Annotated in this window: 18 protein-coding genes; 12 read left to right on the forward strand and 6 right to left on the reverse strand. The window is 63.9% G+C overall.

The window, feature by feature from the left end:
- Positions 1–5 precede the first annotated feature (5 nt).
- The 3 genes from A8B82_RS12085 to A8B82_RS12095 are packed head-to-tail and all read left to right on the forward strand — an operon-like array spanning position 6 to position 2802.
- Positions 6–947, forward strand: coding sequence for a nucleoside hydrolase (locus tag A8B82_RS12085; protein ID WP_067292638.1), 942 nt, complete (start codon positions 6–8; stop codon positions 945–947).
- Complete coding sequence (locus A8B82_RS12090) at positions 944–1393, forward strand: GNAT family N-acetyltransferase (protein ID WP_067292639.1); 450 nt, start codon at positions 944–946, stop codon at positions 1391–1393. Before A8B82_RS12085 ends, A8B82_RS12090 begins: the two co-directional genes overlap by 4 nt.
- Entirely contained in the window at positions 1390–2802 is a 1413-nt protein-coding gene (locus tag A8B82_RS12095) for a protein adenylyltransferase SelO (protein WP_067292641.1), read from the forward strand. The genes A8B82_RS12090 and A8B82_RS12095 overlap by 4 nt, the downstream gene beginning before the upstream one ends.
- 9 nt (positions 2803–2811) lie before the next feature.
- Here A8B82_RS12095 and A8B82_RS12100 read toward each other — a convergent pair whose 3' ends face one another.
- On the reverse strand, positions 2812–3720 hold the full coding sequence (locus A8B82_RS12100; protein WP_067292642.1) for a DMT family transporter: 909 nt from the start codon (positions 3718–3720) through the stop codon (positions 2812–2814).
- A 137-nt stretch (positions 3721–3857) separates the two neighbouring features.
- Here A8B82_RS12100 and A8B82_RS12105 point away from each other — a divergent pair, with 137 nt between their 5' ends.
- Positions 3858–4703 (forward strand): tellurite resistance TerB family protein, encoded by an 846-nt coding sequence (locus A8B82_RS12105; RefSeq protein WP_067292722.1) that lies wholly within the window; start codon positions 3858–3860, stop codon positions 4701–4703.
- 102 nt (positions 4704–4805) lie between these two features.
- Here the strand turns inward: A8B82_RS12105 and A8B82_RS12110 are convergent, their stop codons facing one another.
- Positions 4806–5588, reverse strand: a complete 783-nt coding sequence (locus A8B82_RS12110; RefSeq protein ID WP_235604681.1) for an NAD(P)H-dependent oxidoreductase — start codon at positions 5586–5588, stop codon at positions 4806–4808.
- A gap of 66 nt (positions 5589–5654) precedes the next feature.
- Between A8B82_RS12110 and A8B82_RS12115 the strand changes: the two genes are divergently transcribed.
- Positions 5655–6527, forward strand: a complete 873-nt coding sequence (locus A8B82_RS12115; RefSeq protein ID WP_067292643.1) for a LysR family transcriptional regulator — start codon at positions 5655–5657, stop codon at positions 6525–6527.
- Positions 6528–6702: 175 nt separating this feature from the next.
- On the opposite strand, the gene A8B82_RS12120 is transcribed toward A8B82_RS12115, so the two are convergent.
- Entirely contained in the window at positions 6703–8034 is a 1332-nt protein-coding gene (locus tag A8B82_RS12120; RefSeq protein ID WP_067292644.1) for a DEAD/DEAH box helicase, read from the reverse strand.
- A 381-nt stretch (positions 8035–8415) separates the two neighbouring features.
- Between A8B82_RS12120 and A8B82_RS12125 the strand changes: the two genes are divergently transcribed.
- The 3 genes from A8B82_RS12125 (at position 8416) to A8B82_RS12135 (ending at position 10673) form a co-directional block, all read left to right on the forward strand.
- The gene (locus A8B82_RS12125; RefSeq protein ID WP_067292645.1) at positions 8416–8829 is read left to right on the forward strand and encodes a Fur family transcriptional regulator; all 414 of its coding nucleotides are present in this window, start codon (positions 8416–8418) and stop codon (positions 8827–8829) included.
- A gap of 260 nt (positions 8830–9089) precedes the next feature.
- A complete protein-coding gene (locus A8B82_RS12130) occupies positions 9090–9812 on the forward strand; it encodes an NAD(P)-binding domain-containing protein (RefSeq protein ID WP_067292646.1) in 723 nt (240 codons plus the stop codon).
- Between the two features lie 138 nt (positions 9813–9950).
- A complete protein-coding gene (locus A8B82_RS12135; protein ID WP_067292726.1) occupies positions 9951–10673 on the forward strand; it encodes an NYN domain-containing protein in 723 nt (240 codons plus the stop codon).
- Positions 10674–10883: 210 nt separating this feature from the next.
- Here A8B82_RS12135 and A8B82_RS12140 read toward each other — a convergent pair whose 3' ends face one another.
- The gene (locus A8B82_RS12140; RefSeq protein ID WP_067292649.1) at positions 10884–11942 is read right to left on the reverse strand and encodes an AbrB family transcriptional regulator; all 1059 of its coding nucleotides are present in this window, start codon (positions 11940–11942) and stop codon (positions 10884–10886) included.
- Positions 11943–12041: 99 nt separating this feature from the next.
- Between A8B82_RS12140 and A8B82_RS12145 the strand changes: the two genes are divergently transcribed.
- Together A8B82_RS12145 and eno are read left to right on the forward strand one after the other, a co-directional pair.
- A complete protein-coding gene (locus A8B82_RS12145; RefSeq protein ID WP_067292650.1) occupies positions 12042–12911 on the forward strand; it encodes a DMT family transporter in 870 nt (289 codons plus the stop codon).
- 365 nt (positions 12912–13276) lie between these two features.
- Positions 13277–14551, forward strand: a complete 1275-nt coding sequence (eno, locus tag A8B82_RS12150; RefSeq protein WP_067292653.1) for a phosphopyruvate hydratase — start codon at positions 13277–13279, stop codon at positions 14549–14551.
- Positions 14552–14634: 83 nt separating this feature from the next.
- Here the strand turns inward: eno and A8B82_RS12155 are convergent, their stop codons facing one another.
- Positions 14635–15060 carry a PRC-barrel domain-containing protein gene (locus tag A8B82_RS12155; protein ID WP_067292655.1) on the reverse strand — a complete coding sequence of 142 codons (426 nt, stop codon included), beginning with the start codon at positions 15058–15060 and terminating at the stop codon, positions 14635–14637.
- A gap of 85 nt (positions 15061–15145) precedes the next feature.
- Between A8B82_RS12155 and A8B82_RS12160 the strand changes: the two genes are divergently transcribed.
- Positions 15146–15670 carry a GNAT family N-acetyltransferase gene (locus A8B82_RS12160; protein WP_067292658.1) on the forward strand — a complete coding sequence of 175 codons (525 nt, stop codon included), beginning with the start codon at positions 15146–15148 and terminating at the stop codon, positions 15668–15670.
- A 17-nt stretch (positions 15671–15687) separates the two neighbouring features.
- The gene (locus A8B82_RS12165; protein ID WP_067292660.1) at positions 15688–16104 is read left to right on the forward strand and encodes a cupin domain-containing protein; all 417 of its coding nucleotides are present in this window, start codon (positions 15688–15690) and stop codon (positions 16102–16104) included.
- 346 nt (positions 16105–16450) lie between these two features.
- Here the strand turns inward: A8B82_RS12165 and A8B82_RS12170 are convergent, their stop codons facing one another.
- Positions 16451–17557: an anhydro-N-acetylmuramic acid kinase gene (locus tag A8B82_RS12170; RefSeq protein ID WP_067292729.1), complete on the reverse strand. Its 1107-nt coding sequence runs from the start codon at positions 17555–17557 to the stop codon at positions 16451–16453.
- Between the last annotated feature and the right edge of the window lie 4 nt (positions 17558–17561).

The following is a 17561-nucleotide window of genomic DNA, read 5'->3' on the forward strand; positions in this document are numbered from 1 at the left end:
TTCCCATGCCCCCACGCAAGATCATCATCGACACCGACCCCGGCCAGGACGATGCCGTCGCCATTTTGCTGGCGCTGGCCAGCCCCGAAGAGATCGAGGTGCTGGGCATCACCTGTGTTGCGGGCAATGTGCCGCTGGACCTGACATCGCGGAATGCGCGCATCGTCTGCGAACTGGCGGGCAAACCGGATGTCAAAGTGTTTGCAGGCTGCGACCGCCCGCTGGGCCGCGATCTGGTCACCGCTGAACATGTGCATGGCAAGACCGGCCTCGACGGCCCCGACCTGCCCGATCCCAGCATGCCGCTGCAGGACGGTCACGCGGTGGATTACATCATCGACACCCTGCGCGCCGAGCCCGCAGGCAGTGTCACCCTGTGCCCGCTGGGGCCGCTGACCAACATCGCCACGGCGTTTGAAAAGGCCCCCGACATCGTCGCAAAGGTGCAGGAGATCGTCCTGATGGGTGGCGGCTATTTCGAGGGGGGCAATATCACGCCCACTGCGGAATTCAACATCTACGTCGACCCGCAAGCCGCTGATATTGTTTTCAGATCAGGCGTTCCGCTGGTGGTCATGCCACTGGATGTGACACACAAGGCGCTGGTAACCAAGCCGCGCAACGATGCCTTTCGCGCGCTGAACACGCCCGCAGGCATTGCCGTGGCGCAGATGACCGACTTCTTCGAACGCTTCGACAAGGAGAAATACGGATCGAACGGCGCGCCGCTGCATGACCCCTGCGTCACCGCCTATCTGATCAACCCGGACCTGTTCACCGGCCGCCACATCAACGTGGAGATCGAGGTGACATCGGAACTGACCATGGGCATGACGGTCGCGGACTGGTGGCGCGTCACCGACCGTGCGCCCAATGCGATGTTCATGGGCGGCATTGACGCCGATGGCTTCTTTGCCCTGCTGACCGAACGGCTGGCGCGGCTATGAGCGCCTCGCTCACCCTTGGCAAGCCGGAGCATCTGGACAAGCTTGTGGCCCTTGTTGCGGCCTTTCATGCCGAGGAAGGGATCGTGATGACCGACGAGGCGCGCCACAAGGGCGTTGCCCCCTTGCTGGACGGCATCCCCCATGGTGCCGCCTATCTGATCGGCCCGCCCCGCGCGCCCATCGGCTATATCGTGATCACTTTTGGCTGGTCGGTTGAATTTGGCGGTCTGGATGCCATCATTGACGAGCTTTACATCCGCCCCGGCGTGCGCGGGCGTGGCATTGCGTCAGAGGCGTTGATCGCCCTGCCCCGCGCGCTGGCGGGCGGCGGTCTGCGCGCGATCCATCTGGAAGTCGACAATACCAACGAGGCCGCCAAGAAGCTTTACCGCCGCGCTGGATTCGCGCCGCGCGACAACTATATGTTCATGTCGAGGAAGCTATGAAAACACCCGCCTTTGACAACAGCTATGCCGCCCTGCCGGCGGCCTTTTATACAAGGCTGACCCCGACGCCGGTCAAGGCACCGAGGCTGCTCGCCTTCAATGATGACATGTCATATTTGACAGGTCTTGATGCGGTGCCGCCCGAGGACCGCGCGGCGGTGTTCAGCGGCAACCAGGTGCCGGACGGGGCCGCACCGCTGGCACAGCTTTATGCGGGGCATCAGTTCGGCACCTATAATCCGCAGCTTGGCGATGGTCGCGCGATCCTGCTGGGCGAGGTTCTGGGCCGTGACGGCATCCGCCGCGACATCCAGTTGAAAGGCTCCGGTCCCACCCCCTATTCGCGCATGGGCGATGGCCGTGCCTGGATGGGCCCGGTGCTGCGCGAATACGTGGTCAGCGAGGCGATGCATGCCCTTGGCATCCCCACCACCCGCGCCCTGGCCGCCGTCGCCACGGGCGAGGACATCTGGCGCGAACAGGGTGCGCTGCCCGGTGCCGTCCTGACCCGCGTGGCGCGCAGCCACCTGCGGGTCGGCACCTTTCAGGTCTTTGCCCACAGGGGCGAGGTCGCGGCGCTGAAGACCCTGACCGACTACGCCATCCAGCGCCACTATCCGGATGCGAAAGGCCCGATGGACCTGCTGCGCGCGGTCTGTGCCGCACAGGCCAGTCTGATCGCGCAATGGATGTCGGTCGGCTTCATCCACGGCGTGATGAACACCGACAATGCCGCGATTTCGGGCGAAACCATCGACTATGGCCCCTGCGCCTTCATGGATGCCTTTCACACGGGCCGGGTGTTCAGCTCCATCGACCAACAGGGCCGCTATGCCTATGGCAATCAGCCCAATATCGCGGTCTGGAACATGGCGCAGCTTGCGACGGCCCTGATCCAGCAGATGGAAGACAAGGACGCCGCCGTCGAAGAGGCAACCGAGGTGATCCATGCGATGCCCAAGCAGATCGAGGAGGCCTGGCGGACACGTTTCGCCGCCAAGATCGGGATCGGCACGCCGGTGGCGGATGACACAGCGCTGATCGAGGATCTGCTGGCGCTGATGCAGAAGGATGGCGCGGATTTCACCAACACCTTCCGCGCGCTTGGCACTGACAACGCCCGCGATCAGTTCACCGACCGCGAGGCCTTTGACGCCTGGGCCAGCCGTTGGCGCAGCCGCATCGCGTCAGAGCCGGAACCGCTTGCGCTGATGAACGCCACCAACCCGGCGGTGATCCCGCGCAATCACCGGATCGAACAGATGATCGAAGCTGCCGTGGCGGGCGACATGGCCCCCTTCGAGCGGCTGACAAAGGCACTGGCCACCCCGTTCGAGGTAACCGACCCGGAGCTTGCCCGCCCCCCGTCGCAGGACGAGATCGTGCCCGCAACCTTCTGCGGGACCTGAGCCGCCGGATCAGCCGCCGGGAAAGACCAGCTTTTTCGCCCGCGGTTTGCGGTTGATCAGGTAGATGCCCGCAGCCACCAGCACCAGCGCACCCCAGACCGATGCGGCCACGTTCTCTGACAGCAGCAGCCAGCCCAGGATTACCGAGAACACCGGCGACAGAAAGCTGAACGAGGCGACGGAGGATGCCGGATAGATCGACATCAGCCAGAACCATGCAAGGAACCCCAGGCTGGCCACCGCGATGATCTGGAACAGCAGACCCGCGATGTGCACAGGCTCGATCCCCCGGATCAGCGGCCCGAACAGCGGCGCGATCAACAGCAGGATCGGTGCGGAAATCGCCACCTGGAACATGAGCTGCAGCGCGGGCGGCACCTCTGAAAGCGGCGTGATCCGCACGCAGAGCACGATCCCCGCCCAGCAGAGCGCCGACGCCAGCGCCAGCAGGTCGCCGGTCCAGCTGGCCCCGGCCGCATCCCGGTCCAGCAGCGCAATCGCCACCCCCGCCATGGCCATGACCAAACCCAGCACCTTGAGCCGGGTCAGCCCCTCGCCCGGAAACAGGAAATGCGCCAGGATCGCCAGCCAGACCGGCATCGTATAAAAGATCACCGAGACGCGGCTGACGGTGGAAATATCCAGTGCGATGAAAAGGCACATGAATTCAAAGGCAAAGAACAGGCCCGACAGGATGCCGCCAAGCCATGCGCGGCGCGGGATCTGCATCGGCACGCCGCGCAGCTTCATCCAGATCAGCAGGACCACCACAGCACCCGCCGACCGCAGACCGGCAGAGAACACCGGGTTGAACCCGCCTGCGGTGACCTTGACCACCACCTGGTTGAAAGCCAGGTGAAGGGCAAAGGCAATCAGCGCCGCCGCCCCGAAAAGGTCCATGTGATCCTTGCGTTCCATCCGCACAACAACGGTCAGTAGATCGGGGAAGTCAATGCGCGATCAAACGCTTGTTGACGCGCCGCCGGTAATTTTCCCCGCTACGCCGAGGCGAAACATGCCACATTGGGGCAAACGAGCCATGAAAGGGAATGAACATGAGTCTGATGAAAACACTCGCCAAAGTCGCCATCGGTGTCGCGCTGGCGAAGGGTGCCAGCTCGATGATGAAGCGCAACGCAGCAGGCGGTTCGGGCAATGCCGGGGGCCTTGGCGGGCTGCTCGGTGGTCTGACCGGCGGCGGCGCGACCGGCCAGGTCGGACAGGGCCAGCGCATGGGTGGCAGCCACAGCCCCAAGGGCGGCCTTCAGGACATGATGGGCGGTCTGCTGGGTGGCAGGACCAGCACGGCGGGCGCTGCCTCGGGCGGATTGGGCGGCCTGCTGGAAAGCCTTGGTGGTTCAGGGCGTTCGGGCGGTCTTGGCGGGATGCTGGGCGGTCTGGCCGGTGCTGCCGGTGCCGGTGGCCTGCTCTCCGGCACGGACGAGACCCTGCGCCGCCACCCCGAAAAGGAAAACGCCAGCTTCGGCGCGGTCCTGAACTCGCAGTTCGACAGCACGCCCGAACCCGAAATCGAACCTTCGCAGGATCAGGAAGCGCTGGCCGCCCTGATGCTGGCGGCGATGATCCAGGCGGCGAAATCCGATGGCACCTTTGACGAGGATGAAAAGGTAAAACTGCTGGATCACCTCGGCGAGGTCGATCAACAGGAGGCCGCCTTTGTCCAGGCGCAGATGCAGGCACCTGTGGATGTGGATGCGCTGGTCCGGGACACGCCCGAGGGCATGGGGCCGCAGATCTATGCGGTGTCGCTGCTGGCCATCGACCTCGACACCCAGCAGGAAGCGCAATACCTGCACAAGCTGGCGCAGGCCTACGGCATGACCCCGCAGGAAGTGAACGAGATTCACGCCGACATGGGGGTGCCGTCGCTTTACGCGTGATGTCGAACCTTGCGCATGTTTGACCGATACCGGACCTTCGACGCAGCGCGCCGCGTAATGGTTCGAAACGCCCTCCAGCTCAGGCGATGTCCGGCCTGCGCCTTATGTCGCGCCCGACTCGAAGAGAACATTCGCCGCCACCGCGCTGCCGTCTTCATGCCAATCGGCCCAACCGGGAAAATCAAGGGGTTTGGCCTCGTCCAGACCGGACAGCCGCATGGACCAGTCATCCAGGTTTCGTTTCAGCCGGTCGTGAAGAACGTTTTCGTCTTCGTAGCTGTAGCCATGTCCCTGCACCCCGTAGGATATGAAGGGCGGAAGCACTGAAAAGCCGAGATAATGCATCGAGTACTGCACCGGCCATAACATCGTGTCGAAATTGCCACCCCGTCCGCCCGGACCAAAGGCCCCGCGCGGGGCCCCCGTCGTGACCGAGACCAGCGCGCGTCGCCCCCTGAAATATCCCGCATCATACCGCATCCGGCTGGTGTAAAGGCCGCCGCTGACAAATACCCGGTCCATCCATCCTTTCAGCATCGCCGGGGGACCGTGCCACCATAACGGAAATTGCAGGATGACCAGATCGGCCTGTTCAAGCAGCCCGATTTCCGCCGCGACGTCGGCAGGCAAGGTGTCGGTCTTCCATGCATGGCGCTGCTCGTTCAGGGCCGCAAAACTTTCGGTCGCGGCCCGGCTTTTGTAGTGGTCGGCGCGTTCGACGGGGTCAAAGCCCGCTTGGTACAGGTCGCTGACCGTCACCGTGCCTCCCGCCGCGCGCAGCCTCTGCCCTGCGGTCTGGGTGAGCATGGCGTTATATGACCCCGGTGCCGGGTGAACATGAACAATATGGGTATGCATCTGCAACTCTCCGCTGACGGTTGACATCAGCTTCCATAGTAATGTTCATATTTGATGTGTCTTCGAAAGATTCATTGGCTTAGCATTGCAAGAATGAACAACAAGCTCGACTGGAACGATTACGAAATCATCCTGCGGATCGCGGACGCGGGGTCTTTGTCCGGGGCTGCGGAACAGATGGGGTCAAGCCATCCGACCCTGTTCCGCAAGATCAATGCTGTGGAAGAAAAGCTTGGCGTGCGGCTGTTTGATCGGCTCAGGACCGGGTATCAGATTACGCCCGCAGGCGAAGAACTGGCATCCGCCGCCCGCCAGATTGCCGAACTGACCAACACCACCGAAAGGCGCCTGTCCGGGCAGGACCTGCGGCCCTCGGGTGTGGTGCGTGTGGCGACAACCGACACCTTGCTTTTCGGCATCCTCGCGGGGGAGATCGGCAGATTCCGGCAAGTGGAACCCGACATCATTCTTGATGTCTCCGTGTCGAATGAGATTTCCAATCTTTCGCTTCGCGAGGCCGATATCGCGATCAGACCCGCATCGTCGCCGGACGACCACCTTGTCGGGCGACGGCTGGGCGTTATCCGCCAGGGTATCTATGCGCATCGCTCGCTTGATCTTGACGCAGCCACCCGACCGGCATGGGGGGCCTTGCCCTGGGTCGGGCCAAGCGCGTCAATGGGGTATGGCCAGTTGCACAGATGGATGAAAAGCGCCGGTCTTGACGACGCGTGTGTGTGCCGTCTGGACAGTGTGCTGAGCATCTTTGCGGCGGTCCGGTCCGGTATCGGCGTTGCGGTTTTGCCGTGTTATCTGGCCGATGCCTGCGCCGAACTTGTCCGGCTTGGGGACCCGATTGATGACGTTGCGGTGGACCTTTGGATCTTGACCCATCCGGACCTGCGCCGCACAGCGCGCGTGCGGGCGGTTCTGGACCATTTCGGGAGAATTGGTGCGCGCCTGTGACGAGACGCAGTTGGCCATTCGCCCGTGACGTACAGGCGCGCCAAAGCCGTCGTTTTGCCACCTGCGCCAAACCCGGCGCACAATCCACACCGGAAAGGAAAAAGGCAGCCGGGGCCTGAATGCCCCCGCTGCCCTGTTTCCGCGAACCGCGAAATGCGGCGCAGTGCGGCCCGTGTCAGGCTGCGTGCTGGCCTCTGGGCTTGCCACCGCCGCCGCCGCCACCGCGCCGCCGGTTGCGTCCTGCGCCGCCGGGCTTGGCAGCACCACCGCCGCCGCCACCACCGCGCGGACCACCGCCACCGGGGCGCCCGCCGCCACCGCCGCCGCCCCGGCGACGTCCGCCAGCCTGCTTGGGCTTGTCGGGAATTTCGGAGGCTTCCCAGACCCGACCCGAGGCCACGGGTATGGAAATGCCCATGGTCTTCTGAATTGCCTTCAGCTCGCCCATCTCGTCCGGTGCGCAAAAGGCGATGGCCGCGCCATCCTTGCCCGCCCGCGCGGTCCGGCCGATCCGGTGCACGTAGTTGTCGGGCACATTGGGCAGTTCATAGTTGTAGACGTGTTTCACATCGGGAATGTCCAGCCCGCGCGCGGCCACATCGGTGGCCACCAGCACGGTGATCTTGCCCTCCTTGAACCCTTCGATGGCGCGGTCGCGCTGCCCCTGGCTCTTGTTGCCATGGATGGAAGCCGCGTCGAAACCGGCCTTGACCAGCGTCTTCATCAGCTTTTCGGACCCGTGTTTCGTGCGGCCAAAGACCAGCGCGCGCTCGCCCTTGTGTTTGGCCAGCAGCTCGGTCAGCAGCGCGGTCTTTTCCGCCTTGGCAATGAAATGGACCTCTTGCGTGACCTTGTCAGCGGCCTTGCCCGGCGGGGTGACTTCGATGCGGATCGGACGCACGAGATAGGAATTGGCAATCTCGTTCATCAGTTTGGGCATGGTGGCCGAGAACAGCATCGTCTGACGCTCTTTCGGGATCACGGCGGAAATCTTGCGCAGGTCATGGATGAAGCCCATGTCCAGCATCTGATCTGCTTCGTCGAGCACCAGGAAGGTCGTCTCGCTCAGGTCCACCGCGCGGCGGTCCATCAGGTCCAGCAGACGGCCCGGTGTCGCCACCAGCATGTCCACGCCCCGCTCCAGCCGCTTGATCTGTGGATTGATCGACACGCCGCCGACCACCATCTGCGCCTTGAGCGGCGAATTTTCACAATAACCCTTGAGGTTGACCATGATCTGTTGGGCAAGCTCGCGGGTCGGGGCCAGCACCAGCGCACGCACGCAGCGCGGTCCGGGGCGGCGGGGATTTTCCAGCATCTGCGCCACCAGCGGCACGCCGAAGGCCGCCGTCTTGCCGGTGCCGGTCTGCGCCAGGCCCATCACGTCGCGCCCGTTCAGCGCATGGGGGATCGCCTGTTTCTGGATCGGTGTGGGATCGGTGATCCCCATTTCCTTGAGCCGCGCCACCAGTTTCGGCGGCAGCTCCATCATGTCGAAATCGCTCATCTTTTATCTTTCCGGCACGGGCAATACCCACGCCCTGTCGTAGGGGCGCATCACGCGCCCGCAGGGTCACGCCAAGGGAATCGCAGGTATCGGGCTGACTGCCACAACACCTGTCCATCGGCGCTTGGCCCCACGCGTGATTTTGGGAACATCGGCGGACCTTGTGAACCGGATCGCATTCATGCCCCGACATCTGTCGAAAGGGGCTGGCACCGGCACTGCTCACGCGGCAGAAGGCATCGCTTGACCCCCACATGGCGTGCTGCGGTGCAGAAGTCAACCTTTCACCGCAGAGCCCGCGCAGTGACCGTGCGAAACCCGGTGGCCCCGGACTGGGTTTCCCGCTAAAGCAGGGGTCCGTACGAACCGGAAAGACATGTCATGAGCAAACCCATCATCAAACGCTGCGAGGCCATGGGCCTGCGCATGACCGGCCAGCGCCGCACCATCGCCACCGTGATCGAAGAAAGCGAGGACCACCCGGATGTGGAGGCGCTGTTCAGCCGCGCCGTGGCCCTGGATGCCGGTATTTCCATCGCGACGGTCTACCGGACCGTGAAGCTGTTCGAAGAGGCGGGCATTCTCGACAAGCTGGAGTTCGGCGACGGGCGCGCGCGCTATGAAGATGCGGAACGCGACCACCACGATCACCTGATCGACATGCATTCGGGCGAGGTGATCGAATTTGTCGACGCCGAGATCGAAGCGCTGCAGGAAAAGATCGCCGAGAAACTGGGCTATGAACTGCGCGGTCACCGGCTTGAGCTTTACGGCGTGCCGATCAAGAAGACCTGAAGGTTATCTGCAAGGCGTGTGCGAAAGACAACAACGTCGCGCCCACGGACCGTGGCCGCGATCCGCTTGGAGGTCTGCCGTGCGGAACATCGCCGCCGCGCCATTGGCGCAGTGCCTACCCCCAAGCGCCCCCGCCCGGCTCGCGCCTCACGTCAAATTGGGCTCCTTTCCGACCTCCACCGCGCTATGCACGAAGGTCCGGTTTCCCATTTCGGATCAATTGATGACGCAGAGGTCAAATTCGCCTAACCTCTGACCGCATGAGAATTGGTGTCATAGGATGCGGCAAGATTGCCAGCGCAGCCGTCCGGGGCATTGCTGCGGACGGTCATCAGATCATCGTGTCCGAGCGCAGCGCCGTGCATGCAAATGCGCTATCGGAAAGCTTTGCCAACGTCAGAATCGCGGACAATCAAGGCGTCGTGGATGCAAGCGACGTCATCTTTCTGGGGCTGATGGCCGGAACCGCGCCTGATATTCTGGGCGCTCTCGCCTTTCGGGAGGGCCAGCGGATCATCACCTTCATGGCGGGGGCCAGTCTGTCGGCTGCCGATGCGATGGTGCGCCCTGCCCGCGCGGTTGCGATCATGATGCCCTTTCCCGGCATTGCCGAAGGCGGCACGCCGGTGATGATGCAGGGCGACGAAACCCTCGTCCGGGACTTGTTCGGTGCAAGGAACAGTATTTTCCCGCTCAAGACCGCAGAGGAGCTTGCGGCATATCTGTGCGCCCAGGCCGTGCTGTCGCCGGCCGCGCGGATGGTGCAGGACGCGGCGGGTTGGCTGGGGGAGCGTGTGTCGGACAAGGTGCAGGCGGAGGCCTTTCTGCGGGTGCTTGTGACCTCGAACCTGTCGGCCATGACAAGTGCTGCCCTGCTGGAGGCGCTGAACACGCCGGGCGGCTACAATCAGCGGCTTCGACAGCATATGGAGGCTGCTGGCATGCCGGATGCCCTGCGCGACGGGCTGGACGCCCTGGCGTAGGCTTTCGGGCGGGAAACTGCAGTTTGGTCCCTGTGCCGGCCTGAACTGGTATCGCGTGAGCGGCCTGTGGCCGGGCCGCGCCCCTTCTGGTGGATCATGCTGCTAGACTTCACCACGGACCTCTGCCACACCGCTTTCATGACAGAACAAATTCCAAATGCTTCACTGCGTGACCGCCCCCTGCTTGCGGTGCTGGTCGACGCGGACAATGTGCCCGCCAAACACGCCGCCAAGATCATGCGCGAGGTCGCCTCGATTGGTGAACCTGCGCTGCGGCGCGTCTATGGTGACTGGTCGAACCCGCATCTGAAGGGCTGGAAACAGCCGATTCACGAGCTGGGACTGGTGGCGCATCAGGAGACCTCGAACTCCACCGGCAAGAACGCCTCTGACATCGGCCTGGTGATCCATGCCATGGACATCCTGCACGGCGGCAAGTTCGACGCCTTTGTCATCGTGTCCTCTGACAGCGATTTCACCGCTCTGGTGAACCGCCTGCGCGAGGACGGGCTGACGGTGATCGGCATCGGCGAGGCCAAGACGAACCCCGCCCTGCGCAATGTCTACAACCGTTTCATCCTGATCGAGAACATCCCCGACCCGGATGCGCCAAAGACCGTCAAGGAGAGCAACGCCAAGGCCGACAAGGCCCTGCCGCTGTTCGAAGATGCGATGGACAAGATCGACGCCGAGGACGGCTGGTACAACCTGGGCCAGGTCGGTCAGGCGATTCAGGCAAGTCACCCCGATTTCGACACCAGGACCTATGGCCATACCAAGCTGAGCGCGCTGGTCGCCGCATTGACCGCGCTGGAGACGGAAAAGAACGGCAACCGGCTGGTGATCCGGCTGAAGAATTAGCTCACCACGCCACCGGGGGCGCCCTGGGCCGGATGGATGGAAAACTGACAGGCCCTGCTTTGCAGAACCAGTGACATTTCTGAATGGTGTTTACACCTGCCGCTCTCGGCTGTGCCGGGTCTCTTTGGCGCGGGGCCTCAGTATGGTGGATCTGAACTTCGCTCCGCGCTTCGCATCAGTGAGGCGAACTTCAGATTCGGGTGACTGGCGCTATGGGCAGCCTTCGGCACTCGGGTTGCGGCGGCCCAGCATCAGTGGCAGCAGCACCGTCAGCACCAGCAGCCGCGCGATATGGCAGGCCGCGACAAAGCCGGGGACCACGCCCAGCACCACGCCCATGGCGATCATCGTTTCAAGCCCGCCGGGGGCAAAGGCCACCAGCACATGCGCCAGCGGCATCCCCAGTGCCAGCGCAACGGGCAGCGCGCCCAATCCCGCGACCCCGACCGCCACAAATGTCACCATCAGCCCCGCCCCCAGCCCCTGCATCAGCAGGGCGGGCGTTACGCCCGAGAATCGCGTGCCGATCAACGCGCCAAGCACCAGATAGGCAGGCTGGACCAGCCAGCCCGGCAATACCCCTGTGGCAAGCCCCGTGAGATGCCCCATAGCAGAGGCGACCATCGCCCCCAGCAGCAGCGGTGCGGGCACCGACAGCCGGGCAAAAACCTGTCCGAGGCCAAGCGAGATCAGGGCAACCACGACGAGGGCCGCCGGTTCCATCTCTTGCCCCTGCGGTGCGATGTTGCTGGCGACCTCAACCCCAAGGGTGATGGCAACAAAGGGCACAACCAGTGTCAGCGCCAGCAGGCGCACCGACTGCACGATGGACACGCGGGCCACGTCCAGCCTGCTGTCTGCCGCGATTGCGATGACGAAACTCAGATGCCCCGGTGCCGCCGCCAGCAGCGCCGAGCGGCCATCGAAACCGAAGAACCGGGTCAGGATCGCCCGGCTGACAACCAGGATCAGCCACAGCACCAGCGCCATCAGGACAAAGGCCAGCGGCCAGCGCAGCATTGCCCCCAAAGCGTCGCGGTCAAAACCCGCGCCCACCGCGATGCCAAGCACCACAAAGCAGGCATCACGCAGCCGCAGGTCCACCCCCGTGCGCAGCCCCGCCAGCCCGGCCAGCGAGACCGCCACCGCAGGCCCCAGCAGGATGAAGATCGGCGCAGAGAGCGCCCATGCCACAGCCGCGCCCAGGACACCGACGGCAAGTGTCAGCAAAGTAACCTGCGGCGAGGAAGTCATGTTGGGCCAGCGCATGGCCGACAGCTATCATCGCAGATGCGCGCCTTCCAGCCATCCCTTGTCCTTTGCACAAAAACCGGGCATCGGTGCAGCAACTGGCAAAGGACGGGCATCATGGACAATTTTCGCGGCGCGCTGCTGATGGTGTTGTCCATGCTGGGCTTTGCCTTTGAGGACATGTTCATCAAGCTGCTGGCCGATGCGCTGAGCGTCGGGCAGATTCTGGTCATGCTGGGCTTCGGCGGTGCGCTGGTCTTTGGCGGCGTGGTTGTGGCGCAGGGGCGCAAACCGCTGAGCCGCGACATGCTGAACCTGCCGATCGCCCTGCGTGCACTGGGAGAGATCATCGGCACGATGTGCTTTGTCTCGGCCATCGTTTTGACCCCCATTTCAAGCGCCTCCGCCATTCTGCAGGCCACGCCACTGGTGGTCACGCTGGGGGCGGCGCTGTTTCTGGGCGAAGCGGTCGGCTGGCGTCGGTGGAGCGCAATCATCGTGGGCCTGCTGGGCGTGCTGCTGATCATTCGGCCCGGCATGGACAGTTTCCAGATGCTGTCGCTGTTGGCGGTGGGTGCGGTCTTTGCCCTTGCCATGCGCGATCTGGCAACCCGGCGCACGCCTGCGATCTTTTCCTCCATGCAACTGAGCTTTCTGGGCTTTGTCGTGATCATCCCGGCGGGTCTGATCCTGATGGTCGCACAGGGGGATCGCTTCGTGCTGCCGCGCGGCATCGAATGGGTCTATTTCCTGACCGGGATGAGCATCGGCATCTTGGCCTATTACGCCATCGTGGCGGCGATGCGGGTGGGCGAGGTCAGTTTCGTGACGCCGTTCCGCTATGCGCGGCTGTTGTTCGCGCTGGTCATCGGCGTGACGGTGTTTGGCGAAAGCCCCGATGCGCTGACATTGATTGGCGCGGCGGTGATTGTCCTGTCGGGCATCTACACGGTCTGGCGCGAGCGCAGGATCGGCGTGCTGCCCTGAGCGCTTGACGGTCCTGGAATTCCAGGGGTTCGCGCGGTGGGCCGAACGCTTTGGCCCGGTGGCGCGGCAGATGGAGACAAGCAGGGCGACGCCCTTGGCCTGCATGACCGGGACGGTGCCGGGTGCTTGCATGACCTTCGAATGACGACATGTCATGCAAGACATGTCAAAAATGACATGTCATCTTATTCCGGACCTCAGGCAGCCGCAGGTCGCACCGGAGCCGCCCCGCGCCTCTGCCCGTTTCAGCGCCGCCTGGCCGCAGGCGCAGGCCGGCCCGATCGCCCTCCCCGGCAAAGCCTTCTTTTCATCCTCGCCCCTTGCCGCTAAAACCCGCGCAAAGTCATTTATCCTTAGGACATCTCATGAGCACCATCATCGACATCCACGCCCGCGAAATCCTGGACAGCCGGGGCAACCCCACGGTCGAGGTCGACGTGATCCTTGAAGATGGCACCATGGGCCGGGCCGCCGTGCCTTCTGGTGCCTCCACCGGTGCCTATGAAGCGGTCGAGCGCCGCGATGGCGACAAGGCCCGCTACATGGGCAAGGGCGTGCTGGAAGCCTGCGCCGCCGTGAACGGCGAAATCGCAGAGGCGCTGGTGGGCATCGACGCGACCGAACAGGTGGAAATCGACGCGATGATGATCGAGCTGGACGGCACCGAAAACAAGAGCCGCCTTGGCGCCAACGCGATCCTTGGCGTGTCGCTGGCGGCGGCCAAGGCAGCGGCGGATTACTGCACGCAACCGCTCTACCGCTATGTCGGCGGCACCTCGGCCCGCGTGTTGCCGGTGCCGATGATGAACATCATCAACGGCGGCGAACATGCCGACAACCCGATCGACATCCAAGAATTCATGATCATGCCGGTTGCGGCCGAAAACATCCGCGACGCGGTGCGCATGGGCGCCGAAGTCTTTCATACGCTGAAAAAGGAACTCTCCGCGGCGGGTCTCGCCACCGGCGTGGGCGATGAGGGCGGCTTTGCACCCAACATCAGCTCCACCCGCGACGCGCTTGATTTCATTCTGAAATCCATCGAAAAAGCAGGCTACAAACCGGGCGAGGACATGTATCTCGCCCTCGACTGTGCCGCGACGGAATATTACCAGTCCGGCGTCTATACCCTGGCGGGAGAAGGCAAGAAACTGAGCTCGGCGGAAAACGTCGATTACCTCGCCGCCCTGGTGGCGGACTACCCGATCATTTCCATCGAAGACGGCATGTCTGAGGATGACTGGGACGGCTGGGCCGCCCTGACCGCGCGTCTGGGCGACAAGGTGCAACTGGTGGGCGACGATCTGTTCGTCACCAACCCTGCCCGCCTTGCCGAAGGAATCAAACGGGGCTCGGCCAATGCGATGCTGGTCAAGGTCAACCAGATCGGCACGCTCACCGAAACGCTGAAAGCCGTCGACATGGCCCACCGCGCCGGCTTCACCAATGTGATGTCGCACCGCTCGGGCGAGACCGAGGATGCCACCATCGCGGACCTTGCCGTGGCCACGAACTGCGGCCAGATCAAGACCGGCAGCCTTGCGCGTTCGGACCGGTTGGCGAAGTACAACCAGTTGATCCGCATCGAGGAAATGCTGGGCGAAACGGCCGAATACGCGGGCCGGTCGATCCTGAAATAAACGTCGATCCTGAAATAAACACCGCCATCAGACCAGAAAGGGAGGGCGCAATGCCCTCCCTTCACGTTTGCGTGCCAGCGAAATCAATCGTCCCACATATTTTCATCGACCTCCGGCAGATTGTTCAACTCTTCCTCGGTCAGGTTGGTCACATAGTGGATTGTTCCGCCACTTCCGGCAAAGCGCACATTCTCAAGCGGCAGGATCACATCGCGGTCGCCGATGTCGAGAAAACCTCCGATCTCGGCCAGAACACCAATGATCTGTCCATTGCGGTCAAAGAGCACATCTTCGATCTCGCCGACCCGGCTCCAGTTCGCGTCCACTTCGGTATAGCTGGCGTTGTCGGTCCAGACCGTGTCACCCTCGGTCATCTCCATCCGGTAAACACTGCCGTCGGTGATCTGATCGGCTGAAATCAGGTTGGCCGGATTCATCTGCTGCTGCGCCATCGCCATGGTGGAGACTGCTGAAAGGGCGGTCGTGGCTGCAATAAATATGCGTTTCATGTCTGATGCTCCTTTATGTCTGTTTCTCAACGCGGACGGCTGGTAAGAGTTCACGCGCCGCCGATCAATTCTTGCCGGAGAAGACATGCCGGATATTCCCTACTCGATCCAGCCAGCGGAAAGCCCCGCCGACCTCGCCGCCGTCCGCGCGCTCTGCTGGGATTACCGCGCCGCGTTGATTGCCAATTCCGAAACCGACCGGCAGATCACTGAAACCTTCTACCCGGTGCCCAAATACGAAACCCTGATGCGCGACCTGCCCCGCCTGCACGCGCGGCCGCGCGGCGTGATCCTGCTGGCCCGTGACCCGGATGGCACCCCGATCGGCTGCGGCATGTCGCACCCGCTGGATGCGGAAACGGCAGAGATCAAGCGCGTCTACGTCACACCCGCCGCACGGGGCCTCGGCCTGGCCAAGGCGCTCTGCCGCGCACTGATCGAACAGGCCCGCGCCGACGGCTATGGCCGCGTGGTGCTCGACACCTCCCGCCATCTGCCTGCCGCCGCGCCGCTGTACCGCGCCCTTGGCTTTGCCGACCGCGGCCCCTATCAGGACATCCCGTCAAGCGCCCTGCCGCATCTGCTGTTCTTCGAATACGCGCTGACCTGAAAGCCGAGGCCCCCATCATGACCGCCGACCAGATCATCGCGCATCTCGACCTTGCCCCACACCCGGAGGGTGGACATTACCGCCAGACCTGGGTGGCAGACAACGCGGGCCGCCCCAGCGGCACCTGCATCTATTTCCTGCTGCGCGCGGGCGAGCGCAGCCATTGGCACCGGGTCGACGCAACCGAAATCTGGCTATACCACGCCGGTGCGCCGCTGATCCTGTCGCTGTCTGATACCGATACCGGACCCGCCAAAGATCACCTGCTGACCCCGGATCTGGCCACCGGCGCACCACAGATCATCGTGCCGGAAAACCACTGGCAGGCCGCACGCAGCACCGGCGACTACACCCTGGTCAGCTGCACCGTCTCTCCCGGCTTCCACTTCGACGGCTTCACCCTCGCGCCGCCCGGCTTCGACATTCCCCGCTAAAGCGCCCCGCCTTGAACTTGAAACGCCAATACCCTGCCGCGCTGCGCGTTCTCGGGACATTGGCGAAGTGATATGCTTCAGGGTAAAGGCGGGACGCTGTTACATCCCTGGTCTGGCGCCGCCCTTACTTGAGAACGTCAGGGCACCAGCCAACCGGATTGCCAAACACAATCGCCGAGGGCCCCCGAAGGGGATACGGCTATTGTGCTTGGGAAGACGGATGGCTGGTGCGATGAAAGAGATCAATCAAGGGCGGCGCCAGACCTTCCTGGGATGGTGGGCCCGCAGCGCAAATCAATAATGTCGTCTGCGCGCAGCGCAGGCATTCGGATCACGTCGGATCAGATCACCCCGGCATGCTGACCGTGCCACCGCCTACCGCCGCGCGCACGCCGGTGGTGCCGGGGCAGGACGTGGGCAGCCCCCGCGCCACCCGCACCGCGAGATAGGCAAAGGCCTGCGCCTCCAGCATGTCGCCATCCAACCCGACCTCCTCCACCGGCACCACGGGGCACTCCAGCGAAACGCTGAGCATCTGCATCAACACCGGGTTGTGCCGCCCGCCGCCGGTAACCAGCACCCGTGCGGGCGGGCGCGGGCAGTGCTGCATCGCCTCGGCCACACCGGCGGCACACATCGCCGTCAGCGTGGCGGCGGCATCGGCATCGGAAAGCTCGCTCACCAGCGCCACCATCTCGGCAAAATCGTTGCGGTCCAGTGACTTGGGCGGGATACGCGCGAAATAGGGTTCGGCCAGGAACAGCTCAAGCGCGCCGGTTTCCACCCTGCCCCGCCGCGCGATCCTGCCGCCCTCGTCAAAGGGCAGACCCAGCCGCGCCTGCAACAGATCGTTGAGCGGCGCATTGGCGGGCCCGGTGTCGAAGGCCAGCAAGGCCCCCTCTGCCTCCGGTGCCTCGATGCCTGGGTCCACCCATGTCAGGTTGCCCACGCCGCCAAGGTTCAGGAATCCCACCGGGCCGTTGATGCCCGCGAACCGCGCGCAGGCGTGGTGAAAGAACGGCGCCAGCGGCGCGCCTTCGCCGCCAAGCTGCACATCGGCGCTGCGGAAATCCCAGACCACGGGCAGGCCCAGCTTCTGCGCCAATGCTGCGCCATCGCCCACCTGCAAGGTCCCGCGGCTGCGCGGCGCATGGGCCAGCGTCTGGCCGTGAAAGCCGATCAGATCCACCGCGCCAAAGCCACCCAGCAGTTCCAGATGCGCGGCTTCCACGACCTCTGCCGCCGCCTGCACTTCCGGCCCCGCCCATTTGCCCAGACCTTCCGCGATAACCGCCCGCTCCTGCGGGGAATAAGCGCGATAACCGCTCTTGCCGAAAGACGTGATCTGCCGGCCGTCGGTGCGCAGCACCGCCGCATCCACGCCGTCCAGCGATGTGCCCGACATCGCCCCCAGCGCGGTCACCACGCCCGTTTTCCCGATGGCCCTGCTCATGTTG

The organism is Sulfitobacter sp. EhC04 (assembly GCF_001650875.1).
GTDB lineage: Bacteria > Pseudomonadota > Alphaproteobacteria > Rhodobacterales > Rhodobacteraceae > Sulfitobacter.